24 protein-coding genes are annotated in these 21,581 nt (G+C 58.9%); 17 read left to right on the forward strand and 7 right to left on the reverse strand.

Going from position 1 to position 21,581, the window contains the following annotated elements; all coding sequences use genetic code 11:
- Window positions 1–16 precede the first annotated feature (16 nt).
- The 4 genes from MUN80_RS22425 to MUN80_RS22440 all read left to right on the forward strand — a co-directional run bounded on the left by MUN80_RS22425 (window position 17) and on the right by MUN80_RS22440 (window position 2,750).
- Window positions 17–610 (forward strand): UvrB/UvrC motif-containing protein, encoded by a 594-nt coding sequence (locus MUN80_RS22425; protein ID WP_244716536.1) that lies wholly within the window; start codon window positions 17–19, stop codon window positions 608–610.
- 148 nt (window positions 611–758) lie between these two features.
- Entirely contained in the window at window positions 759–1,415 is a 657-nt protein-coding gene (locus MUN80_RS22430) for a DUF4279 domain-containing protein (RefSeq protein ID WP_244716538.1), read from the forward strand.
- Between the two features lie 15 nt (window positions 1,416–1,430).
- On the forward strand, window positions 1,431–1,778 hold the full coding sequence (locus tag MUN80_RS22435) for a hypothetical protein (protein ID WP_244716540.1): 348 nt from the start codon (window positions 1,431–1,433) through the stop codon (window positions 1,776–1,778).
- Between the two features lie 264 nt (window positions 1,779–2,042).
- Window positions 2,043–2,750, forward strand: coding sequence for a GAF domain-containing protein (locus MUN80_RS22440; protein ID WP_244716542.1), 708 nt, complete (start codon window positions 2,043–2,045; stop codon window positions 2,748–2,750).
- Between the two features lie 171 nt (window positions 2,751–2,921).
- Here MUN80_RS22440 and MUN80_RS22445 read toward each other — a convergent pair whose 3' ends face one another.
- A complete protein-coding gene (locus MUN80_RS22445; RefSeq protein WP_244716544.1) occupies window positions 2,922–4,559 on the reverse strand; it encodes an amidase in 1,638 nt (545 codons plus the stop codon).
- A 95-nt stretch (window positions 4,560–4,654) separates the two neighbouring features.
- The gene (locus tag MUN80_RS22450; RefSeq protein WP_244716546.1) at window positions 4,655–4,834 is read right to left on the reverse strand and encodes a DUF2256 domain-containing protein; all 180 of its coding nucleotides are present in this window, start codon (window positions 4,832–4,834) and stop codon (window positions 4,655–4,657) included.
- Between the two features lie 115 nt (window positions 4,835–4,949).
- Between MUN80_RS22450 and MUN80_RS22455 the strand changes: the two genes are divergently transcribed.
- Entirely contained in the window at window positions 4,950–5,969 is a 1,020-nt protein-coding gene (locus MUN80_RS22455) for a hypothetical protein (RefSeq protein ID WP_244716548.1), read from the forward strand.
- 52 nt (window positions 5,970–6,021) lie between these two features.
- On the opposite strand, the gene MUN80_RS22460 is transcribed toward MUN80_RS22455, so the two are convergent.
- The 3 genes from MUN80_RS22460 to MUN80_RS22470 form a co-directional block, all read right to left on the reverse strand.
- The gene (locus MUN80_RS22460; RefSeq protein ID WP_244716550.1) at window positions 6,022–8,211 is read right to left on the reverse strand and encodes a hypothetical protein; all 2,190 of its coding nucleotides are present in this window, start codon (window positions 8,209–8,211) and stop codon (window positions 6,022–6,024) included.
- A 170-nt stretch (window positions 8,212–8,381) separates the two neighbouring features.
- Window positions 8,382–8,927: a PAS domain-containing protein gene (locus tag MUN80_RS22465; protein WP_244716552.1), complete on the reverse strand. Its 546-nt coding sequence runs from the start codon at window positions 8,925–8,927 to the stop codon at window positions 8,382–8,384.
- Window positions 8,928–8,936: 9 nt separating this feature from the next.
- Window positions 8,937–9,299 (reverse strand): hypothetical protein, encoded by a 363-nt coding sequence (locus MUN80_RS22470; protein ID WP_244716554.1) that lies wholly within the window; start codon window positions 9,297–9,299, stop codon window positions 8,937–8,939.
- A 578-nt stretch (window positions 9,300–9,877) separates the two neighbouring features.
- Here MUN80_RS22470 and MUN80_RS22475 point away from each other — a divergent pair.
- From MUN80_RS22475 to MUN80_RS22495, 5 genes are all read left to right on the forward strand, one after another.
- Window positions 9,878–12,472 (forward strand): TonB-dependent receptor, encoded by a 2,595-nt coding sequence (locus tag MUN80_RS22475; protein WP_244716556.1) that lies wholly within the window; start codon window positions 9,878–9,880, stop codon window positions 12,470–12,472.
- Window positions 12,473–12,665: 193 nt separating this feature from the next.
- On the forward strand, window positions 12,666–13,241 hold the full coding sequence (locus MUN80_RS22480; RefSeq protein WP_244716558.1) for a DUF1572 family protein: 576 nt from the start codon (window positions 12,666–12,668) through the stop codon (window positions 13,239–13,241).
- A gap of 6 nt (window positions 13,242–13,247) precedes the next feature.
- A complete protein-coding gene (locus MUN80_RS22485) occupies window positions 13,248–13,862 on the forward strand; it encodes a 2'-5' RNA ligase family protein (protein ID WP_244716560.1) in 615 nt (204 codons plus the stop codon).
- 93 nt (window positions 13,863–13,955) lie between these two features.
- On the forward strand, window positions 13,956–14,420 hold the full coding sequence (locus tag MUN80_RS22490) for a hypothetical protein (protein ID WP_244716562.1): 465 nt from the start codon (window positions 13,956–13,958) through the stop codon (window positions 14,418–14,420).
- A 216-nt stretch (window positions 14,421–14,636) separates the two neighbouring features.
- Window positions 14,637–14,813, forward strand: a complete 177-nt coding sequence (locus MUN80_RS22495) for a hypothetical protein (RefSeq protein ID WP_244716564.1) — start codon at window positions 14,637–14,639, stop codon at window positions 14,811–14,813.
- 77 nt (window positions 14,814–14,890) lie between these two features.
- On the opposite strand, the gene MUN80_RS22500 is transcribed toward MUN80_RS22495, so the two are convergent.
- Both MUN80_RS22500 and MUN80_RS22505 read right to left on the reverse strand, forming a co-directional pair.
- The gene (locus tag MUN80_RS22500; RefSeq protein ID WP_244716566.1) at window positions 14,891–15,715 is read right to left on the reverse strand and encodes an SDR family NAD(P)-dependent oxidoreductase; all 825 of its coding nucleotides are present in this window, start codon (window positions 15,713–15,715) and stop codon (window positions 14,891–14,893) included.
- A 77-nt stretch (window positions 15,716–15,792) separates the two neighbouring features.
- Window positions 15,793–16,212 (reverse strand): helix-turn-helix domain-containing protein, encoded by a 420-nt coding sequence (locus tag MUN80_RS22505; RefSeq protein ID WP_244716568.1) that lies wholly within the window; start codon window positions 16,210–16,212, stop codon window positions 15,793–15,795.
- A 169-nt stretch (window positions 16,213–16,381) separates the two neighbouring features.
- Here MUN80_RS22505 and MUN80_RS26145 point away from each other — a divergent pair, with 169 nt between their 5' ends.
- The 7 genes from MUN80_RS26145 (at window position 16,382) to MUN80_RS22535 (ending at window position 21,569) form a co-directional block, all read left to right on the forward strand.
- Complete coding sequence (locus MUN80_RS26145; RefSeq protein ID WP_311136253.1) at window positions 16,382–16,780, forward strand: hypothetical protein; 399 nt, start codon at window positions 16,382–16,384, stop codon at window positions 16,778–16,780.
- 41 nt (window positions 16,781–16,821) lie between these two features.
- The gene (locus MUN80_RS26150) at window positions 16,822–17,286 is read left to right on the forward strand and encodes a helix-turn-helix domain-containing protein (RefSeq protein ID WP_311136254.1); all 465 of its coding nucleotides are present in this window, start codon (window positions 16,822–16,824) and stop codon (window positions 17,284–17,286) included.
- 81 nt (window positions 17,287–17,367) lie between these two features.
- Complete coding sequence (locus MUN80_RS22515; RefSeq protein WP_244716570.1) at window positions 17,368–17,508, forward strand: hypothetical protein; 141 nt, start codon at window positions 17,368–17,370, stop codon at window positions 17,506–17,508.
- Between the two features lie 169 nt (window positions 17,509–17,677).
- Window positions 17,678–18,520, forward strand: a complete 843-nt coding sequence (locus MUN80_RS22520; protein WP_244716572.1) for an SDR family oxidoreductase — start codon at window positions 17,678–17,680, stop codon at window positions 18,518–18,520.
- Between the two features lie 450 nt (window positions 18,521–18,970).
- Window positions 18,971–19,981: an N-acetylmuramoyl-L-alanine amidase family protein gene (locus MUN80_RS22525; protein ID WP_244716574.1), complete on the forward strand. Its 1,011-nt coding sequence runs from the start codon at window positions 18,971–18,973 to the stop codon at window positions 19,979–19,981.
- Window positions 19,982–20,310: 329 nt separating this feature from the next.
- Window positions 20,311–20,760 (forward strand): hypothetical protein, encoded by a 450-nt coding sequence (locus MUN80_RS22530; protein WP_244716576.1) that lies wholly within the window; start codon window positions 20,311–20,313, stop codon window positions 20,758–20,760.
- 74 nt (window positions 20,761–20,834) lie between these two features.
- Entirely contained in the window at window positions 20,835–21,569 is a 735-nt protein-coding gene (locus MUN80_RS22535) for an ATP-grasp domain-containing protein (RefSeq protein WP_244716578.1), read from the forward strand.
- Window positions 21,570–21,581: the final 12 nt, after the last annotated feature.

Genomic DNA, 21,581 nt, shown 5'->3' on the forward strand with positions numbered 1-21,581 from the left:
GCATACTCCGATTACTATGGGCTTAAGCACTACCACCATCCGCTTTCCACAAGGCCTACCTAGCTTTTCAGTCATCAAGAGGCAATATGAGGTGCAGACCGGGCTAGACATTTTCCTTACAGCCAAGGTTCACGTTGCCTACGCAGACTTAGCTGACATATATGAATTACAAACGAAACCTTCTCAAATCCTGCCTTTGCTCATTGCAGATGCAGCCGCTGTTCAGAACTTGGAATCTAAGTATGCCATAGACAAGGAAGCTTACCTATCAGCGCAGCAGTACGAACAAGCCGCTGCCATCAGGGACAGAATTAAGCACGGTAAGCTAGCCTACAACCATATCCAGAATATGGAGCTTGAAGTGTGTTCTCCCGCGGGTTCATGGTACGGGCCTTTTTACTCAATAGAATTCACAGCGAGACCTGACGCCGTTACGGTGTATCAGTATCTTGACCAGGAATACGCCGTTAACTCTTTGCTTAAAGTGCTGGTTGATTTAGGCGGTGAATATCTAGGCTTCACCAGCAAAACACCCCAGAACCCTCCCAAACAGTGGAGCAAGTTGAAGCAGTGGAAGGACTATAGGTGGTATAATCGACCTAAAAAATAAGGCTACCTTCTATACTAGCACCTGCTTTGTGCGACTTTGAAGCCGCAAAGGTACGGGTTGAGCAGGAGCTGATTTACTTGCTTTCTTCCAAAGACTGAACATCTTCTTTTTAGAAGCCATTTCTGCTTACCGCTCGGCCACAAAATCTATGACTGACACCATTACCAAACTCATCCATCAGGAACTGCTTACGCCATCGTGGGAAATGACCAAGCAGTTACTGACTTGCATGGAGGTAGAGCTGGCCGACGAGCAGCCCAAGATAGAAGGCATTGTTATCCGGCAGGATATTGGCCGGGCCACCGGATACGTTGCCGTGAAGGATGAGCCGTTCTATATTGGGGTTAGTTTTGATATAGAAGGATCTATTGAGCTTAATGGAGTAGATGCAGAGCCGCGCATTCACTTATACTACTTAGCTACCTTAGAGGAGCAAAACAGCGAGTTTCTGCTGGGCCTGACGCAGCTTACGCCAAGTGAAATTATCCGCAAGGGCGACTTATTTACCAACAAGGCAGGGGAGTACACTTACAGCGGCTTGTCGTTCGAGTCAGCCGATACGCCCGGTACGTTCGAAGAGAAACTGGACGAATTCCTCACCTATCTGGAACAGGATATTCCTGGCATAAGCGCCCTTGCCGAGCACACTGGCGACAATGATATTTTTATTACCCTGCGTTACCACATATCCACCGGGATATTTACTCAGCTATATCTCGCCAAGAGCCATATTGTGCGGCTTGCACGGCTCGGCTTGTCCGTAACATTCGATCAGTACGTCCACGGCAAACCCCTTAGGGGGTAGCCTCCTTTCCGCTATATGATAGACCAGGATTTTCTTAAGCACCTCGAATGGCAGTTGTCCGAAGCCTTGCTTGTCACTATCAAGGGCTATTGGTGTGACGGAATCCTGGGCCCCGAGTGGGCGGAAGACTATCGGCCCGAACACGTAGCGAAAAGCCGACGGATTACTTTGCGGGCTTGGCTGGATGAAGGCCGCACTAAGGGCGGAAATTCCAGTCAGAAACTGTATAAGCTGGTTGTGCACTTAGGCGCAGTTTCACTTAACAGCTATTTAAGCAAGAATGAGTTAGGCAGTCATTTACCCGCCATTACGTTGATCAGCTTAGACGTAGAAAAGCGGATTATTGAAGCTCAGTTGCCGTAGAATAACAACACCTCCTTAACCGTTTCTGCCTACTCCAGCCGCAGTTCCAGCAGCCCGGTCACCGGAATAGCGCTCGGCGTACAAAACTTGCCGTGCTGGCAGGAGCGGCCACCTTGCCCGAGACGGAAAAGCAGCGTGCTTTACTGATAAAGAGAAGGTTCAGGTGAGCTGGCTCTGCTCTATCCACAAAACATTCAACAAATCCTATTCATCGAATAACTTTTCTACCCGTACAAACCCGTATTGCCTTCTACGTAGTTTTCCATGCCGTTTTCGCCCTCGTCCTTGATTCCCAGCAACGAAGAGGACCGACTATTGGCGCTGAGCCGTTATCAGGTGGTGGGCACGGCTCCAGAAAGCCTTTTTGACGACTTGGCCGCTCTGACAGCCAAACTCTTCCGGGCGCCCATTGCCCTGGTGTCGTTGGTGGAGGAAGACAGCGTATGGTTTAAAGCCAATTTCGGCCTGCCCGATGCCGGACGGGTGCACCGCTCGGAAAGCCTGTGCTCGGTAGCCGTGCTGCACGATGAGGTTACGGTGTTTGAGAGCCTGAGCGCCAACCCCTGCACCCTGATTGAGCCCACCGTGCAGCAGGCCCTGCGCCTGGAATTTTACGCCGGTCACCCGTTGCAAACCGCCGACGGCTTCAACATCGGTTCTCTCTGCGTTATCGACCATCAGGTCCGGGATTTTTCTGCCGACGAGCAGGAATTGCTCCGACAGCTGGCCACAACGGTAATGCTGCTGCTGGAGCTGCGCCGCGTGGGGGCTACGCTACTGGCCGTTGCCGGACAACCCTACCTGACCGTGCCTTCCCTGGTTCACAGCCTGACGATGCTGGCCGAAATTGGCAGTACCGGAGCCGCCGTGGATGTGGCCGGCAACCCGGTAGATACGCTGGCTATTCACCACGAAGCTAGCCAGCTCACCGCCTTGCTCAACGGCCTACTCACCGAAACGTTGGTACAATAGGCTGTAGGATAAGCATGGCCGGTTTAAGATCAGGCTTATCGAACCGTAGAAATGGACCGGCTTCCTCGTTCTGGTCGGCGGGCTCACCTTTCTGCTCACCATAGCAATGGCGCACGCCGCAGCAGCCTAGTAACAGGCTACTGCGGCATTACCCAGGTTGCTACCAATGCCTTAGCCCACGAATGGGGCTCCGAACTGTGGAATCACGCGCTTTTTCGAGGCTTGTTCGTAGGCATAGGCCAGGCCCAGCAGTGGGCCTTCCTGGTAGGTCCCAGCCACGAACGACAACCCCACCGGTAAGCCGTGGGCCTGGCCCATGGGCACGGTAATGTGCGGGTAGCCCGCCATAGCCGCCGGCGACGAAAAGCCCGGGCCCTTCCAAGAGTCGCCGTTGATTAGGTCGAGGCAGGGCGCGGGGCCGTTGGTGACGGCTACCAGCGCATCGAGGCGGTTGTCGCGCAGCACCGTGTCGAGGGCCTGCCGGGCCCCGCCCTGGCTTTTTTTGCGGGCCGCCTGGTATTTGGCACTGCTCAGGCCGTCGGTTTTGTTGGCCGCTTCCAAAATTTCCTGCTGGAAGAAGGGCATGGCCTTGGCCTTGTTCTGCAGGTTGAAAGCCATAACGTCGGCCACGGTTTTCACCGAGGCGCCGGCCGTGCTCAGGTACTTATTCACGCCATCCTTGAACTCGTAGAGCAGCACGTCGTACTCGGCTTCGCCCAGCGGGTCGGTCAGCTTTTCGACTTCCACCTCCACGATGGTTGCACCCTGCGCTTTGAGTACTTCCAGGGCCGCCTGCAGCAACGGAATAGCGTCGGAATTGCCTTTCAGGTGGTTTTTCTCCACCCCCAGCCGCTTGCCCTTCAGCCCGTCGGGCTTGAGAAAAGTGGTGTAATCGGCAACATTTTTACCGGTGCTCTCCTGAGTTACGGCATCGGCGGTATCGACGCCGGTGAGGGCGCCCAGCAGCAGGGCCGCGTCGCGCACGGTGCGGGCCATGGGACCGGCCGTGTCCTGGGTGGCCGAAATCGGGATGATGCCTGAGCGGCTGAGCAGACCCACGGTGGGCTTGATGCCCACAATGCCCGAGCACGAGGCCGGCGACACCACCGAGCCGTCGGTTTCGGTGCCGATGGCCACGGCGCAGAGGTTGGCGGCCACGGCCACGCCCGAGCCTGAGCTGGAGCCGCTGGGTGTCCGGTCGAGGATGTAGGCGTTTTTGGTTTGGCCGCCCCGGCTGCTCCAGCCGCTGGTGGAGCGCGTGGAGCGGAAGTTGGCCCACTCGCTCAGGTTAGTTTTGCCCAGCAGCACGGCCCCAGCAGCCCGCAGGCGCTGCACGATAAAGGCATCCTGCTTGGCTTTGTGGCCGGCCAAGGCCAACGCTCCGGCCGTGGTTTGCATTTGGTCGGCCGTATCGATGTTGTCTTTGATCAGCACCGGAATGCCGTGTAAAGGCCCGCGCACTTTGCCGTTTTTGCGTTCCTGGTCCAGGGCGTCGGCCAGCTTCAGGGCGTCGGGGTTTACTTCGATGACGGCGCGCAGGCGGGGCCCGTTCTGGTCGATGGCTTCAATGCGCTGCAAGTACAGCTCGGTCAGGCGGCGGGCCGTGTATTCCCCACTCTTGAGCTTGGCCTGCAGGTCGCTGATGGTGGCTTCCTGGAGCTCGAAGCTGTTGGTAGCGGCGGCTTGGTCGGGGTCGACGGCCAGGGCCGCGGCCGGCTCTTTGGATTCGGCGGTGCAGCCGCTCAGCGTCCAGGTGGAAAGGGCCACGCTGGCCAGGCCGCTGTTGCGCAGAAAAAGACGTCGGTTCATGGGGATTTTTGCGGTCAATATACACCCGCCGCATGGTTATAGGCAATACGGAGCCGACAGCGACAGTTAGTACCCTGCGGCGCTAGGCGAGCCGCTCAGGCCGTGGATGCTCCAGCCTTGTTGCGCTGGCACTTTTCGCCGCAGTAGCGCACCTCATCCCAGCAGTTGCGCCACTTCTTGCGGTACTCAAACGGCCGGCCGCAAGTGAGGCATATTTTGGTCGGCAGATTACCTTTGACCAGCTTACGGGGCAGAGACGATGATGACGGGGCCATACAAACCAAGAGTAGCTGCCCTGGCAACTTTAAGCAGGGGCAGAAGGTTTTGACCTCGACCGTCATTTCCCGGCCACCGCTCCTACTTGTAACTTCAACCCACCCGCTAGTTAGCATGAGTTCTATTCCTTCCCTTCTCCGGCAGCGCAGCTCGCTCACCCGGGCTGCCCTGCTGATCAGTACCCTGAGCCTGTCGGCCTGCCTGAACGACCCCGTGGACCCGGACACCGTAGTGGTGCCGGACGGCCCCGACGTGGTGCCTTTCACCCAAAACAACCTCTATCCCGAGGGCGTGGAGCTGGATACCAACAACGGCCGGTTTCTGGTAAGCTCCCAAACCAATGGCACCGTGGGCCAGGTCCGCAACAACACTTACAGCGTCTTTGCCACCGACCCCCGGCTGATTTCGACGGTAGGGCTGCAAATCGATGAGCTACGCAACCGCCTGCTGGTAGCCGTCTCCGACCCGGGCTACAATACAACCCGTACCAGCGCGGCCACCAAGAACAAGCTCGCCGCCCTGGCCAGCTTCGACAGCTTCGGCCGTACGCTCAGCTTCGTAGATCTGGGTAGACTACGCCCCGACGAAAATCATTTCGCCAACGACGTAGCTGTTGACCAGAATGGCAACGCCTACATCACCGACAGTTTCGCGCCTATCATCTACAAAGTCGATGAAACGGGCGTAGCTTCCGTCTTTCTGGAAGATGAGCGCCTGCGGGCTCCCGCCGGCAAGTTTGGTCTGAACGGCATCGAGTTGCACCCCGACGGCTATTTGCTAGTCGCCAAATCCGACGACGGCAGTTTGTTCAAAGTGCCCCTCGACGCCCCCACGACCTTCACCAAGGTCACCGTCAGCCAAAACCTGGTCGGCCTCGATGGCTTGGCCTTTCAGGATGTTTCCACGGTTTATGCCGTAACTAATTCGCAGGCCAAAGTATACCGGCTGGCTACCACCAACGCCTTCGCCGATGCGGCCGTGACGGGCACCTTTGAAACCCTGCCGCAGTACCCAACCACACTGGCTCGCCGCAACGAGAAGGAAACCTACGTGCTTTACTCCAACCTCAACGCGCTGCAGGCCCAGACGACCCCGCCGACAGCGAATTACAGCATCGTCAAGCTGAAATTCTAACAGTACCTTCGTCCGTCTCAAGCCACTAGCGCAAAGCCGCCGTGTCAGGCCGTTAAGGCTTTTCACTAATGCTTTGCGCTAGTTTTTTGGGCACCCCGATACTATTGAGCAAACCACTGACCAGCCCTTGCCGCCACAGTGACAACACCGACACCCGCAGGTCGCGGCGGCTTTGCATCGAGCCAACCTTGAGCCGGTCGGGTCCCAGCCCCCGCGGGTTCTCGTCGCGGATGAGGATGCCGTTGAGCAGCTTGGAGCCGATTTTGGTTGTCAGCGTTTTTTGATCGGCGCCGCCCTGCTGGCTGAGCAGCGTCAGTTTCAGGTTGGAATACTCGGCCCGCATGGTGCCGGTAATACCCTGGCGGTTGCCGCGCAGCTGCACCGTGGCCCGGCGCACGTCGCCGCTGGCGAAGCGCACCAGGCGGCTGGGCTCGGTTACGGGGTTGAGCAGGGTGATGGAACCGGGGCCAAACGACCCTTCCCCGCTGTGGGCGCCGCTGGGGTCGAGCACCGGGATGCGGAAGGTGGCCCGGGCGTACCAGCTGTTTTGCAGCCAGCCGCTGGCCTCTACTAGCAAGGGCGTGGCGCGAGTCATCAGGCGCGGGTTGTTGGTCACGTTGCGCAGCGTTAGGCCGATGCGGTTGAAGGTTACGTGGCCGCTTTCACCGGTTTTAGGACCTACGTAGGACGTAGCCACGTAGCCGTTGGTAAGCATAATACGCCGCAGGTTAAGCTGCATAGGCAGCTTGGCCAACGACTCCTGGGTAACCATCGAAGGCTCCGGGTTCAGTGGGAAACGGCCGTCGCCGGCTACCAGTACGCGCAGCTTGCTCAGTTCCACGGTCTGGGCCAGCAGGGCATTGTGGTGACTAAAAGCGGCGAAGTCGAACCCCGAAATCTGCACGCCCGGGGCCTGCACCGTTATGTGGGGCGTCTGGTGGCCTTTGTAGCGGGCCAGGGCCGCCGGGCTCATTGTAGGCCGAATCGTGATGCCATTGGCCCGCAGCAGGCCCGTACTGGTACGCAGCTCGGTGCTCCGGATACCCAGCCAGTACACCGGCGCCGACACCATGCTTTGGACCCGGCCCGTACGCACCGTCCAGCTGCGGGCATACCATATCCGCCGGGCCTGCCCGGCACCAGCCGCCGTCAGCAATATGTTTTCAGCCTGCAGTTGAATATCCTGAATCCGGGGCTTGGGTTTGATGGCCGTTAGCCGGAGCTGGCCTTGCTCTACCCGCAGGTGAGCTATTTCCAGGTAGTTGAGCACGGGAGCCACCACTTCGTGCAGAGGCGGCGGGGGCTGCAAGGGCAGGGCCGCCGTTACCCAAGGCCGGGTTAGCGTTACGGAGTCGAGGCGCAGGTGCCGGCGCCGCAGCTCGGCGCTGCTCACCCCACTCACTAGCAGCCGCGGCAGCACCAGCTGCACCCGGATAGCAGCCCCCTGCTGCTGGATATTCTGCAACGACCACACGCGCACAGAGTCGAGGGCAACCTGCTGCCGGCGGGTACAATAGGCGGCGTGCCCCACTCGTATCCGGTGCTCGGCCACGGTACCGACGGCGCCGGTCAGCTGCCCCGCTACGGCCGCCGCGTAGCCGACCCGCTGCGAGTCGGCCGCACCGGCGGCCGTCAGCAGCATATCCTGGGCCGTGAAGCTGGCCTGACGCACACTAGCCAGCGGCAGCCGCTCGGGCCCATACGCCACTTGCCAGCCCAGCAAACCCAAATATCCAATGCGCAGCCCGTCCAGATGCTTGGGTAGCTGCTCGTGCAGGGGCTGCCCGGCCGGCTGTTTGCCGGGCAGTTCGAGCACCCGCAGCCGGGCGCCGGCCAGCACCACCGAGTCGATGGGCACGACGGAGCCACGCAGCAGGGCCCCCAGGCCGATACCGGTGATGCGCAGGACAGGTACATCGGCCAGTAGGCGGGGCAGCTTGGCTTGGCTCCATTGGGAGCCGGCCTGGGCAGGCCGGAGCCGGATGTTGCGCAACTGCACCGAGCGGTACCAGAGGCTGGTATGCAGCTCCCCGATTTGCAGGCGGTAGCGCCCCTGGGTTTGGGTGGCCACCTGCTTTTCCAGGGTAGTGCGCAGCCATGGGTCGAGCAGCAGCAGGGCCAGACTCACTAGCAGCACCAGCAACAGGAATACACCCCCAACCCAGTAGGGCCAGCGACGCCTGGGCGGCCCGGCCGAAGCCAACGACTCGTGCGGGAAAGAGGCAGGGGAAGTTGGATTCACCGGAATGAAAGAATGAGAAGATGACTTTACCGCAGAAGCTTACGGCCGAGGTTGTTCGGCTTCGGGACTCAGCGTCCGGGAATGCTTACCGCTTAACGCGCTGCTTTGTTCGAACACAAAAAAAGGTCTCCCGGCAAGGGAGACCTTTTTTTGTGTTCGAACTCAGGGGCTCAGGCTTCTTCGCCCAAGCGCCGACGCAAGTCCTGGACCTGCCGCTCTAGCTCCAGGTTGCGGAAAGTTACTTTTACTTCGAGGTCGGCGTAGGCCCGCTCCAGTTCCTGCTCACGGCGGCGCAGGGCCAGCTCGGTAAGCTTCTGGTCGTGAATATCGGTACAGGTGCCAAACCACTGCCGGATGTTGCCGGCTTCATCATACTGAGGCTGAGCTTGGCCCAAAAACCAACGGAATTCGCCGTTTTTTCCTTTGAAGCGGTATTCTATTTCGTAGAAGTCGCCGGTGGCTAGCGAATGGCCCCACACCTGCCGGGCGCGCTGCTGGTCGTCGGGGTGGAGCAGGTTGTTCCACATATCGGGCCCTACGCTGTCCTTGAGCGAGTAGCCAGTGTAGTCGATCCAGCGCTGATTGAAATAGGTATGAAAACCGGTGGGGTCTGTGAACCAGACCAGCTGGGGGATAAAATCAGCGAAAAGGCGGAACTGCTCCTCGGCCTGCCGACGGGTAAGCTCCTCGTTCGAGACAAATTCAGAATTGACCATGAAACGTAATCAACAAGGCTGGGCGAGCTGCAACTCCATGCCCGACTGGAAATATAAGTTAAGCTGGCTCTGCAACCCGTCGGCGGAGCGCCGGAGCCGGGTAATAAGAGCCTTGGTTTCCTCCTGTAGCAGTTGCAGCTCCAGGTAGGGGCGGTTGAGCAGCGAGTCACGCTGCACCGACCACTGGCCGGAATCGTGCAGGGCGGGAGCGTGTACCTGCACCATGCCGGGCGTCAGCAGCAGCCGGGTGGCCTGGGCCAGGGCACTGTCCGGGCTATTGCGGTTGAGCACCCGTTCAGCCACGCACCACTCCCCAGTGAGGTACTCATCGGGAAGCTGCTGCAGATTGACGTCGAATAAGGTTTCGTCCATGCGTAAACAAGAGTCTATCAGCTTCAGCTTTGGCCAGGGCACCAAACGAGCCCAACAGTAACAGACCCAGGAATGAAGTTGATTCTTACAAATATACTACTGGACCCAACGTCAGGGAACCGCAAAAGTTCACCTACCTGTCGAGCTTATTAGGGAATATTCAGTTCCTATTGATTTTCACTCGGATATATTTTGTACCCGGCTAAGTGCCACCACTGGGCCAGATCATACCTACTACGAAGAATCAGCTGGGAACCTACACCGGAATAGTCATATTACAATTGCAATACCGAGCCTCAAGCTGAGATGGGCGTACGACTACGAGTTAGCCGAACTGCTTAATACAATAGGACCATGGTCATGACCAGAAGACCCTGAAATCGATATTTAAAAATATCTGCCTACTCTAAGCATCCTATATAGAGAAGCTCGAGTCTTTACCTTACTCCCTTCCCTCCTGCTGCCTTTGTTGGAATAATATACATACGAAAAATATCGTATATATTCTTTCAATATACGAATTGATTCGTATATGTTTGCAGTACGAAATATTTCGTAAAACACTTCCCGACTGCGCCATGACCCCAACCCTCTACCCCACCCGCAGTGTAGCTACCGCTTTACTCAGTGTTCCCCGCCAGCTACGGCCCCTGCCCTCAGGCTGGGCGCGTGGGCTGTGGCTGCTCTCCGGGGCCTTATTGCTGGCTCAGGTCACGAACACAGCCGTGCGGGCCCAGGCGCCAGCCGGCGCGGCCAGCAGCGTGGCAGCCGCTGCCGCCGGCCGGCTGACGGGCCAGGTGGTGAACGAGAAAACCGGTCAGCCCGTGGAATTTGCCACTGTGGCTCTGCTGGACGAGGCCAGCGGCAAAACCCTGGACGGGGCCGCCTGCGACGATCAGGGCCGGTTTGCCCTCGCCAAAATCGGGGCGGGCCGCTACCGGGTGGTGGTCAGCTTCGTGGGCTTTCAGCCGCGCACGGTGGCGGGCGTCGTGGTGGAAGCAAATGCCGCGGTAGTGGACCTGGGCCCGATCAGGCTGACGCCAACGGTGCAGCAGCTAGGCGAGGTGAAGGTTACCGGGGAGCGGGAATTGGTCGAGAATAAGGTGGACCGTATCGTCTACAACGCCGAAAAGGACATCACCAACGCGGGCGGCTCGGCCACCGATGTACTACAGAAAGTGCCCCTGCTCACAGTGGACCTCAACGGCAATCTGCAGCTGCGGGGCTCATCCAATATCCGGGTACTGGTGAACGGCAAGCCTTCGGCCATCATGGCCACCAACCTGGCCGACGCCCTGCGCCAGATTCCGGCCGACCAGATCAAGAGCGTAGAGGTTATTACTTCGCCCTCGGCCAAGTACGACGCGGAAGGCTCGGCGGGCATCGTCAACATCATTCTGAAGAAGAACAACCTGGAAGGCCTCAATGGCTCCGAAAATTCGGCCGTGGGTACCCGGGGCTCGTTTCACAGCCTGACGCTGAACAGCCGCCGGGGCAAGCTGGGCCTCAACGCCAACGTTGGGGCCAACCTCTTCTACAATATTGCCCGCAACGACAGCCGGCGCACCGATTTTCTGCCCGAAGGCCAGCAGAGCCTGCTTGAGCAGCGCGGCGACTTCACCAACCTCGGCGGTGGCGGCTACGGGCAGCTGGGCCTCGACTACGACCTGACGCCCAAGGACGCGCTAAACCTGAGCGTGCGGGGCAACGTGTTTGGCTATACCAACGCCCGCTCCCAGTTCACGCGTTTTCGTCTGCCCACGGCCCCGCTGGACGAGTACAACCGCGACATCGACACCCACAACGACAGCCGCAACCTTGACCTGAACTTCGGCTACGTCAAGACCCTGCCCCGGCCCCGGCAGGAGCTGAGCTTTCTGGCCCTCTACACCGTCAATACCGGGGACACCGACTACAACCTGGAGCAGCAGCGCTGGGCCGATGGGCGCGCCTATGTGGACTACCTCGAAAACAGCTACAACGCCAGCCGCAACCGCGAAGCCACCTTCCAGACCGACTACGTACAGCCCCTGGACAGCACCCAAACCCTGGAAATCGGGGTAAAAACGATTCTGCGCAACGTGAGCAGCGACTACCGCGTGGAAGCCGACAGCCTCGACGGCCGTAGCTTCGTGCTGGTGCCCTCGCGCTCCAACAACTTCCGCTACGACCAGAATGTGTACGCCAGCTACCTGAGCTACGGCTTTGCCGTGGGCAAAACTCTGACCTTCAAGGTAGGCGGCCGCCTGGAACACACCCGCATCGACGGCGACTTCCGCAGCGACAACACGACCTTGCGCACGAGCTACACCAACCTGGTGCCCAGCGTGCAGGCCGCCTGGGACGTAACCAAGGACCAGAAGCTCAAGCTCAGCTACACCCGCCGGATTCAGCGGCCCAGCATTTTTTACCTGAACCCCTACCTCAACACCAGCAACCCACGCAACGTGCTGGTAGGCAACCCTGCCCTCGACGCCGAACTGACCGACGCCTACGAGCTGGGCTACAACACCTACCTCAACAAAAGCTCGTTTACCTTCTCGGCCTACTCCCGCCAGACCAACAATGCCATTGAAGCCGTGTCGCGCACGGTGGCGGCCCGCGACGTTATAGCCACCACCGACTCGGCCCAGCTGCTGCTCACCACCTTTCAGAACGTGGCCCGCAATGCTACCTACGGCCTGAGCGTGTCGGGCTCGACCAAGCTCACGGCCAAGTGGACCATCAGCGGCAACGTGAACTACTACTACATGCGGGTGCAAAGTCCGGCGCTGGGCCTGGAAAACGGCGGCACAATGCATAACGCCAACCTCACCTCGTCCTGGCAGTTTGACAAGGGCTGGAGCGCCCAGTTTACGGGGTTGTTCAACTCGCGTCGGATTCAGCTGCAGGGCCGCTCCTCGGGTTACCGCAGCTACAACCTGGCCGTGAAGAAGGACCTATTCCAAAAAAAGGGTAGCCTGACGCTGGCCATCATCAACCCCTTCAACCGCCAACTGGTATTCCGCAACGACCTGGCCACCGACCGGTTCACCTACACCGACAATTCTTACTTCCTGAACCGTAACCTGCGGCTGAGCTTCAACTACCAGTTTGGCAAGATCGAAAACCGACCTGCCCGCCCCAAAAAGAGCATCCGCAACGACGACCAGAAGGAAGGCGGCAACGGTTGATTTTAAAGCTCATAATCAGCAAAAGAGCTGCTTCCTGCTCCGGAACAGCTCTTTTTTATGCCCCGTCATGCCAGTTCGGGAGCAGCGGAGCGGGCAGAAGTGCAGTTGCCGTTAAGAATTTGGTGCAGGAGTGCATAACTGTGGGTTTTTGCCTTCCTTTCCCGCTCTGCTTTCTTGCTAAACACCGCTTGCTATGTCGACTCCTGACGAGGCCCTAGGCCAGGCCGTGCTGGCCACCCTGCGCCACAACTTCACAACCTACAAAACCCTCACCGACCGGGCCCTGGCCCAGCTTTCAGCCGCCGAGTGGCTGGCCGAACCCGCACCGGGCGCCAACAGCGTGGCCGTCATCGTGCAACACATGACGGGTAACCTCCGCTCCCGCTTCACCGATTTCCTGACCACCGACGGCGAAAAGCCCGACCGGCAGCGCGACCAGGAATTTGACCAGCCCGCCACCGAGGCCGAGGTGCCCGGCCTGCAGCAGCGCTGGGAAACCGCCTGGCCCATCCTCTTCACCCTGCTCGACACGCTGCAGCCCACCGATCTGCTGCGGATGGTTACCATTCGGGGCGAGGGACACACGGCCCTGGCGGCCCTGGAGCGGCAAGTCACGCACTACGCCTACCACTGCGGGCAGGTGGTGCAGCTGGCCAAGCAGCTGCGCGGCGAGAGTTGGACCACGCTGAGTGTGCCCCGTGGGCAGAGTGAGCAATTCAACCAACAAATGCGGGCCCGCCTCAACCCAACGGCCCCTTCCGGAGTTTAGCGAAGTATGCTCGCCATTACCACTTTGCTTACGCCGCAGTACGCGGCCCGCATCAACCGCATCATCAAGGGGCTGGAAATGGAATTTGGCCTGGATGACGTGCAGGCCACGCCCGATCCGCACATCACCTACCAGCTGGCCGGCGTGCGCAAACTTTCGGCCCTGAAAGATGTGCTGCGCGACGTGGCTGCTACGACCACGCCCTTCGAGGTGCACACCACCGGGCTGGGCGTATTTCCGGGGCCCAATCCGGTGATTTACATTCCGGTGCTGCGCACCAATGAGCTCAACCACCTGCACCAGCGCATCATCACGGCCACGGCGCCGCTGTGTTTGCGCACCGATAAGTTTAGCGGCCCCGAATGCTGGCTGCCGCATATTTCCCTGGCCCTGCACGATACCACGCCCGAGCTGCTGGGCCCCGTGCTGCAATACCTCAACCAGCAAACCTTCAACCTCAAGCTTACGCTCGACAACCTGGCCATTCTGCGGCAGGAAGGCGACTTGTTTCTGTGCGAGGAGCTGTTTCCCTTCGAAGGCGCCCCACTCCCGCCCCCGCCGGCCCCTATCCCCGTCACGGTGGTAAGGCAGCAGATTCAGGTAACCGTAACCAAGAAATAGGCCCGGCGGGCGTGGCGGCCACTTTTTGCGGTCCGGGCGCGGCATTCTGGCTTCTGCACCCGACCTTTACCGCTTCACTCTTCCTTTCTGCTTATGTACAACGCCGTACTCACGTTACACTCCTGGAGCCGCTGGCTGGTGGTGATTTTTGGTTTGATTGCCATTTTCCGCGCCTTGGGCGGCTGGCAAGGCCGCAAGCCCTACCTGGGCGCCGACAACGGCATGGGCGCTGCCTTCGTGGGCTCCATGCACCTGCAGCTGCTGCTGGGCCTGATTCTGTATTTCGGCCTGAGTCCGTTCGGGGTGAAAGCCTTCGAAACCGCCGGGAGCACCGTGATGAAAGACCCGATTGGCCGCTTCTGGGGCGTCGAGCACATTGCCACAATGATTCTGGCTGTTATTGCCGCCCAAGTCGGCCGCACCCTGTCCAAGAAAGCTACCGACCCGGTACTCAAGCACAAGCGGGCCTTCGTATGGTTCACCGTAGCCCTGATTCTGGTGCTGCTCATGATTCCGTGGGGCATCTGGAATCCGGCCCGTCCACTGTTCCGCTTTTAGGGTGTAGCTCAACCGTAGCGTACCAAACTGCATACCACGGCTTCCGGGTTTATCCGGGAGCCGTTTTTGTTTAACGGGCTCTGGGGCATGTCCGGCGCCTTTTGCCACGGTTCAGCTTGAGATACACCGACTCTTCTTGCCATCTTGCGTAGAATAAAATGCTATTATTGTACTTTACACCCCACCTACTTGCCGCATTTTTTCTCCTCTTGTCCCGTGCAAAAGAACCCTTCGAGCTCCCGGTTTTCGCGGGATGAGTTCTGCGAGTTGATTGACACGCATCTGCAGCAGCTGGAGTCCAGTCAGGACGCCCGGCGGCAGTACGCGGCGGTACTGGCCGCCCTGCGCACCAGTTTTGAGGCCTTTCAGAAGTCCCGCCTGCGCCAGGCATAGCACCTAGCCAGTATGCCCTCCGGTAGCTGCCACTCCTTGCCAGGAATGGCAGTTTTTGTTTTAAGATCAACCCACAACTAGCGCCAACACCAAAGGCCCGACTGCAGGTCAGCCGGGCTTTCAGTGTTAAATTTGAAGTAACTACAGCGAATAGCCCCCGAAGCTTCTAGGCGCTGGGCATTTACCCAGCGGGCCGCGTCGGAGCAGAGGAAGGCCACTACGGGCCCAACATCATCGGGCTCCCCGATGCGGCCCAGGGCCGTATTGCTGCTCATGTACTGCTCCAGTTCGGGGTGGGCATCCCGCACCGGGGCCGTAAAATCAGTTTTGATAATGCCCGGAGCCACAATATTGGCCCGGATGCCGCGCCCGCCTAGTTCCTTGGCCATGTACTTGGTCAGGGTTTCGATGGCGCCCTTCATCGACGCGTAGGCCGCGTAACCGGGCGTGGTGAAGCGGGCCAAGCCCGTGGAGAAGTTCACGATTCCGCCCCCATCAGCCAGCAGCGGCAATAGCTGCTGGGTCAGGAAGTAGACGCCTTTGAAGTGGACGTTGAGCAGGTTATCAAAATCTTCCTCGGTGGTTTCAAGGAAGAGTGAGCGGGCATCGATACCGGCGTTGTTAATCAGAAAGTCGAACGAGGGGCGCTGCCAGTGCTGCTGCAGCTGCTCGGTAACGGCCGCCACAAAGGCCGGAAAGCTGCTGACCAGGCCCACATCCAGGGGCAGAGCCACGGCTTTGCGGCCCAGGGCCTCAATCTCAGCTACGGCGGCCTGGGCTTCGGCCTGCTGGGTACGGTAGGTTATAATCAGGTCGTGGCCGGCCTGGGCCAGGTGCAGGGCGCTGTTGCGGCCCAGCCCGCGGCTGCCGCCCGTGACGAGGGCAATTTTAGGAGTGCTCATGGCTTGTCTTGGTTATGAAGTTTGAACAAGACAAAGGTGCGGCACTGCCTGACCCCGGGTATGGTGAGAGCTTCAGTTTAAATGGTGACAGTTTCCGATTTTGCCAGCCGCTGCGCTTCCCAGGCCTGCTCCCGGTACTGTTTGGGCGTGACACCGGCGAAGCGCTTGAAGAACTTGGTAAAGTTCGACGGGTCGTAGGTCAGGCTCTGGGCCACGTCGGCCACCGAGCGGCTGGAGTCCAGCAAGAGCAGCCGGGCCAGGTCGAGGATGCGGGCCTCGAAAAAGTAGCAGGGCGCGTGTCCGGTGGTAAGTTTAATAGTATTGCTCAGGTGGGTGGGATGAATGTGGAGCTGGTCGGCAAAATCCCGGATTTCGAGCATTTCGGTGGCTTCGCCGGAGGCAATATCGGCCAGGTGCCGGTCGAGGGCGCGCAGGAAGTCGGCGGTTATTTCGTGCTGCCGGGCCAGCAGCTTCTTCGGGATGGGGGTCGTAGGCATAAGCGGAAAATAAGGTAGTACAGCAACAACCCGTGCCTGACGAAGGGCGGCCAGACGGGTAAGTAAACGCGTGGATACGACGCGAAGCCAAAGATGCTATTCTGCCGCGGGATTGTGTATCGGCAACCGGCAGGTAAGCCCGATAGTTTGATTTACGTAACTTCACCCCATGAGCAAGCCCCTGACCCTCGAAGATTTCTACCAGCAGAAAATTCATTGGCTGCCCGACAACCTCAAGCAGGACATCGGCCATTTCAACGTCTTCCGCCTCGACGACTTCGTGGGACCCAATGCCTGTCACCTGCCCTACAGCCGCAAGGATTTCTACAAAATAACGCTGGTTTCGGGCCGCAGCAACTATCATTTCGCCGATAAGACCATCGAAATCCGTGGTAACGCGCTGCTGTTTGCCAACCCCATGGTGCCCTACGACTGGGAGCCGCTCGACGACCATCAATCGGGTTATTTCTGCATCTTCACCGAGGCCTTTTTGCAGCGCTACCTGCAAACCGCCGGCCCCCTGGAGCTGCCCATGTTCCGGCCCGGGGGCAGCCGCTCTACTCCCTGACCGATGAGCAGCTGGCGGCAGCTAAGCAGCTGTTCGAAAAGATGTTCGTGGAAATCGACTCGGACTATGCGTATAAGTACGACCTGCTGCGCAACTACGTGTTTGAACTCGTACACAGCGCCCTGAAGCTGCAGCCGGCTACGACGTTATATAAGGACAGCAATGCCGCCACCCGTATTGCGTCGCTGTTTACGGAGCTGCTGGAGCGGCAGTTCCCGATTGAAACGCCGGGGCAGCAGGTGCGCCTGCGCAACGCCCACGCCTTTGCCGGGCAACTGGCCGTGCACGTGAACCACCTGAACCGGGCCCTGAAGGAAGTGACGGGCAAAACCACCACCCAGCTCATTGCCGCCCGCCTCACCCAGGAAGCCCACGCACTGCTGCGCCACACCAACTGGAACGTGGCGGAAATCAGCTACTGCCTGGGCTTCGAGGAGCCGGCCCACTTCAACAACTTTTTCAAGAAACAGGCCGGGGCCACACCTACTGCCGTACGCGCTGTTTGATTTTCGCAAGCATTGGTTTGATTCCGGCAAGCTCTTCGCCTAGTGGGTACTCTACTTTTGTACTGTACCAACTGAGCGAGTATGCACCCTCTTATCCTTGCGTTTAGCGCCGGCACCATTCAGGAGCCGGGCCGGGCGCGGCTACCCCTGCAAACCAGCTACCGGGCCCCACCCCTGACCTTTCCGCCGGCTCCGGGCCGTAACGGCACGTCGTGCGCCTAGGCGAGCAAGTCGGATTATTTGGTGGCCGGTTACAATATCTGGCGGCTTTGTCCGTCTCTTGAGTTGATTGTCTACCTAGCCTTACCCGCTTTTCCTATGCTGTACCTATTCGCCAGTCTGGCCCTGAGCACCCCGCTTTTTTCTGATCCAGAATTCCATTATCCAGAAGATGAATCCCAACAACGTATGGTTTGTAACCGGAGCCTCCAAGGGCCTGGGCCTGATCTTAGTACAGATGCTGCTCAGCCAGGGTTACCGCGTAGCAGCCACTTCCCGCAACCTGACCGAGCTTCAGCAAGCCGGGCCGCATAACAATCCCCAGTTTTTGCCTCTGCACATGGATTTGGGCGACGAAGCCAGCGTGCAGCAGGCCATTGCCGCCACCATCCACACATTCGGCCGCCTCGATGTGGTCGTCAATAATGCGGGCTACGGGCAGGTGGGTGCCCTGGAGGAGCTCAGCGACCAGGAAGCCCGGCAGAATTTTGAGGTCAACGTCTTTGGCCTGCTCAACGTGCTGCGGGCCGCCACGCCCCACCTGCGGGCCCAGGGCGCGGGCCGGGTGTTTAATATTTCCTCAGTGGGTGGCTTTTTCGGCAGCTTTCCCGGCTGGGGTATCTACTGCGCCACCAAATTCGCCGTCGATGGTCTCACCGAGTCGTATGCGGCCGAGGTGCAGCCCTTCGGCATTCAGGCCACCACGGTAAAGCCCGGCTACTTCCGCACCGGCTTTTTGTCGGCGGGCTCGATGGGCCAGCCCCAGGCGCCTATCGAAGCCTACCAATCGGTGCGCGACTCCCAGACCCTGCACGCCGAGCAGCTAAACGGCAACCAGCCCGGCGACCCGGCCAAAGCCGCCGCCCTGCTGATTGAGGTCAGTGAGGCCGAAACCCAGCCCCTGCACCTGTTTCTGGGCGAAGATGCCTACCAGATGGCAACCCTGAAAATCGAAGCCGTGCAGCAGGATATGCAGCAGTGGCAAGCCCAGGCTACGGCTACGGGCTTCGCATAGTAAGCCTATCAGGCCCGTGTCATTGCAAGGACGAAGGATGAAGCCATCCGTCCGCTGAAATGTGCTCAGTTGCCCTATGTAAAAAGCCCTTTACCGCGCTAGGTGGTAAAGGGCTTTCTGGTAAAAGGCAGTGTCGTATTACGCAGCGGACGGATGGCCACGGCTCCCGCCTCGCAAGGACACAGGAGAGTTTCGCCTTGGCGCGGACCTTTTTATATTCAATATTCCGAAGATTTACCGCCTCTTTTGTAGGTTCGTATAGGCAATAACCAGCCGAACCACGTACGCAAGGCTTTTGCGCGTCGTCGGCAGCAACTGATGCTGCTTTGGTTGCCTTTCCATGGGTTTTGCGGAGCCCTCCTACAATTTTTGCTTTTGCGCACAGTCTATCTACTCGTTCTTTGCTGCCTGCTCTCGGTTCAGGCCCTGGCCCAGTCTTCCTACCGGCGTGTGAAGGCCCGAAATGGCGACGGGGTGGAAACCCTGCTCATCCGCTACGGCTTGAACCCACGCTTGTATAGCCGGCAGTTTAAGCAGCTCAACCAGAAAAACCTGCGGCGCGGCAACGGCCTGATTACCGGCCGCACGTATGTGCTGCCCAAGGCCGCCACGGCTCGCAAAGCCACCACCCGAAATGCGGCCCGAAGCACGGCGCGCAAGGCCTCTACCCGCAAGCGTACTACCGCGGCGGTGGTTACCCGCCTGCCGGTCAGCAAGGCTCCCCTATCCGGCACCCAGCTATTTGGCCCCCGCATCGGCACGCCCCGGGCCCAGAACGGTACCCTGCGCGGCGCAGTCTTCTATCTGTCCTCCGGTCACGGCGGCCCCGACCCCGGCGCCATCGGCAAGTACGGCTCCTTTAAGCTGGCCGAAGACGAGTACGCCTACGACGTGACCGTGCGCCTGGCCCGGGTGCTGATTGAAAATGGGGCTACCGTCTACGTGATGGTGCAGGACCCCAACGACGGTATCCGCGACGAAAACGTGCTGCCCATGGACTACGACGAGGTGCACTACCCCAACCGCCCGATTCCACTGAGCCAGGTGCAGCGCCTGCGCCAGCGTATTGCCCAGGTCAATGCCCTGTATGCCCGCCACAAGGGCGCCTACCAGCGGCTGCTGGCCCTGCACGTGGATAGCCGCAGCGAGGGTCAGAACATCGACGTGTTCTTTTACCACCACCCCAACAGTGCCACTGGCCTGCGCCTGGCTAAGAATATTCACCGGGTCTTTACCAGCCGCTACAAGCGCGCCCAGCCCAACCGCCCCTACTCCGGTAACGTGTCGGAGCGCGGCACGCTCTATGAGGTGCGCAACAGCCACGCCCCGGCCGTGTTCATGGAGCTGGGCAACATCCGCAACCAGAAAGACCAGCGCCGCTTCGTGGTGGCCGACAACCGCCAGGCCCTGGCCAACTGGATAGCCGAGGGCATCATCGCCGATTACCGGGGCAAGAAGTAAGCTCTGCTTTTCGCCAATAACTCCCTCTTGCTCATGCGCGCTTATCTCAACCAAGCTGCAGCCAACTGATTCTGGCAGGTGGGCTGACAAGTCGTGCCGTTAACAGTAATTTTCTGGATTCCTTATGCAATTACAGTTACTGCGGCATCCTGCTATTAAAAGCCATGGCGAGATATCTTCTTCCTCTTCTTATATTCTTCTCACAGACAGCCTCGCATGGCCAGGAGTTGGGTGATTACTACGTTTCTATTACTATGGACAATACCCAGCCTAACAGGCTCAAATTGCTTAGCGACACAACCGTGGAAATGAGTACCATACCACGACACATGAGTCCATCTTCAAAAGCAGTTTATACATACCAGTCAACCGACACCACACTTAAAATCCTAGTAAATCAACCTATACCCCAAGGCACTCCACCAGCTGGTATTTATGCACAGCAACCTGAGTTTATGTCAACGTTGACGCTGACAAAGATTGACGGAGGCTTCATAGACGATGATAGGTCAATCATTTATATAAGGGCAAAGGACTTTCCTAAGAAGCCATACACTATCTACATCATTGACGGCAAGACTTATCGACAACATATAGCAATAACAGATGGCTATGGCCTAGTAAAAAGAACCCCCAAAGCCAATAATGCTCTGCAAAAAAAGCTAAAAACCCTTAATAAGGATCATTGCAAAATTGAAATACTTAGAGGATTCGCCGCATACAAAATGTTGGGAATTAAAATGGTGCATGGCGTCATTATCATTGATACAACTCCATAAAAGCACAATTAGATGACCGCTAAACTTATTTTATCTGCACACTCCTTGTATACTATATAATTACAGCATCTGTTATGCGCGCTTACATCAACCAGGACGCCGCCCGTGAATGGGCCAACACCAACTGCTTTGCCGCCGCCGACGGATTCCGGCAGATGGGCTGGGAAATTGTCCCCTTCCACCATTTCCGGGAGCTGCCGAATACGGAGCCCGAGGATATTGTCGTCAGCCACATCGACCATGTGGAAGGCGCCCTGCGGACCCTGGGTTGCACCGTGCCGCCGGCCCTAGACTACCCCGAGCAGCTACAGCCGTTTCTGGGGCGGCGGATGTGGCAGTCCACTATCAACGAAGTAGCCGCCGACCCGGCACAGTGGCCGGTATTTGTAAAGCCTATGCTGGCCCGCAAGAAGTTTACCGGCGTGCTGGTGCGCCATTTTCGCGACTTGGCCGGCTGCGGCGACCAGGCCGAAAATACGCCCGTGTGGTGCGCCGAGCCGGTACACTTTGTAGCCGAGTGGCGCTGCTTCGTGCGCTACGGCCAGGTGCTGGCCGCCCAGCCCTACCGCGGCGACTGGCGCGCCCACTTCGACCCACGCGTAGTGGAAGCCGCCGTGGCCGCCTACACCGAGGCGCCCAAGGCCTACGCCCTCGACGTTGGGATTACCAATGCCGGAGCCACGCTGGTTATTGAAGTCAACGAAGGCTACTCCGTGGGGAGCTATGGCCTGCCGCCGTTGCGCTACGCCAAGTTTCTGAGTGCCCGCTGGGCCGAGCTGACGGGCACTGTCGACGCTTGCGACTTGTAAGTTTATTCTGCG

Origin of the sequence: Hymenobacter cellulosivorans (genome assembly GCF_022919135.1) — a bacterium.
In the GTDB taxonomy this organism is placed as follows: domain Bacteria; phylum Bacteroidota; class Bacteroidia; order Cytophagales; family Hymenobacteraceae; genus Hymenobacter; species Hymenobacter cellulosivorans.

Coding starts and splice junctions, on each gene's coding strand:
- MUN80_RS22425 (WP_244716536.1), top strand. CDS start 17: ATGGGCTTAAGCACTACCACCATCCGCTTTCCACAAGGCCTACCTAGC.
- MUN80_RS22430 (WP_244716538.1), top strand. CDS start 759: ATGACTGACACCATTACCAAACTCATCCATCAGGAACTGCTTACGCCA.
- MUN80_RS22435 (WP_244716540.1), top strand. CDS start 1,431: ATGATAGACCAGGATTTTCTTAAGCACCTCGAATGGCAGTTGTCCGAA.
- MUN80_RS22440 (WP_244716542.1), top strand. CDS start 2,043: ATGCCGTTTTCGCCCTCGTCCTTGATTCCCAGCAACGAAGAGGACCGA.
- MUN80_RS22445 (WP_244716544.1), bottom strand. CDS start 4,559: ATGAACCGACGTCTTTTTCTGCGCAACAGCGGCCTGGCCAGCGTGGCC.
- MUN80_RS22450 (WP_244716546.1), bottom strand. CDS start 4,834: ATGGCCCCGTCATCATCGTCTCTGCCCCGTAAGCTGGTCAAAGGTAAT.
- MUN80_RS22455 (WP_244716548.1), top strand. CDS start 4,950: ATGAGTTCTATTCCTTCCCTTCTCCGGCAGCGCAGCTCGCTCACCCGG.
- MUN80_RS22465 (WP_244716552.1), bottom strand. CDS start 8,927: ATGGTCAATTCTGAATTTGTCTCGAACGAGGAGCTTACCCGTCGGCAG.
- MUN80_RS22470 (WP_244716554.1), bottom strand. CDS start 9,299: ATGGACGAAACCTTATTCGACGTCAATCTGCAGCAGCTTCCCGATGAG.
- MUN80_RS22475 (WP_244716556.1), top strand. CDS start 9,878: ATGACCCCAACCCTCTACCCCACCCGCAGTGTAGCTACCGCTTTACTC.
- MUN80_RS22480 (WP_244716558.1), top strand. CDS start 12,666: ATGTCGACTCCTGACGAGGCCCTAGGCCAGGCCGTGCTGGCCACCCTG.
- MUN80_RS22485 (WP_244716560.1), top strand. CDS start 13,248: ATGCTCGCCATTACCACTTTGCTTACGCCGCAGTACGCGGCCCGCATC.
- MUN80_RS22490 (WP_244716562.1), top strand. CDS start 13,956: ATGTACAACGCCGTACTCACGTTACACTCCTGGAGCCGCTGGCTGGTG.
- MUN80_RS22500 (WP_244716566.1), bottom strand. CDS start 15,715: ATGAGCACTCCTAAAATTGCCCTCGTCACGGGCGGCAGCCGCGGGCTG.
- MUN80_RS22505 (WP_244716568.1), bottom strand. CDS start 16,212: ATGCCTACGACCCCCATCCCGAAGAAGCTGCTGGCCCGGCAGCACGAA.
- MUN80_RS26145 (WP_311136253.1), top strand. CDS start 16,382: ATGAGCAAGCCCCTGACCCTCGAAGATTTCTACCAGCAGAAAATTCAT.
- MUN80_RS26150 (WP_311136254.1), top strand. CDS start 16,822: ATGTTCGTGGAAATCGACTCGGACTATGCGTATAAGTACGACCTGCTG.
- MUN80_RS22515 (WP_244716570.1), top strand. CDS start 17,368: ATGCACCCTCTTATCCTTGCGTTTAGCGCCGGCACCATTCAGGAGCCG.
- MUN80_RS22520 (WP_244716572.1), top strand. CDS start 17,678: ATGAATCCCAACAACGTATGGTTTGTAACCGGAGCCTCCAAGGGCCTG.
- MUN80_RS22530 (WP_244716576.1), top strand. CDS start 20,311: ATGAGTCCATCTTCAAAAGCAGTTTATACATACCAGTCAACCGACACC.
- MUN80_RS22535 (WP_244716578.1), top strand. CDS start 20,835: ATGCGCGCTTACATCAACCAGGACGCCGCCCGTGAATGGGCCAACACC.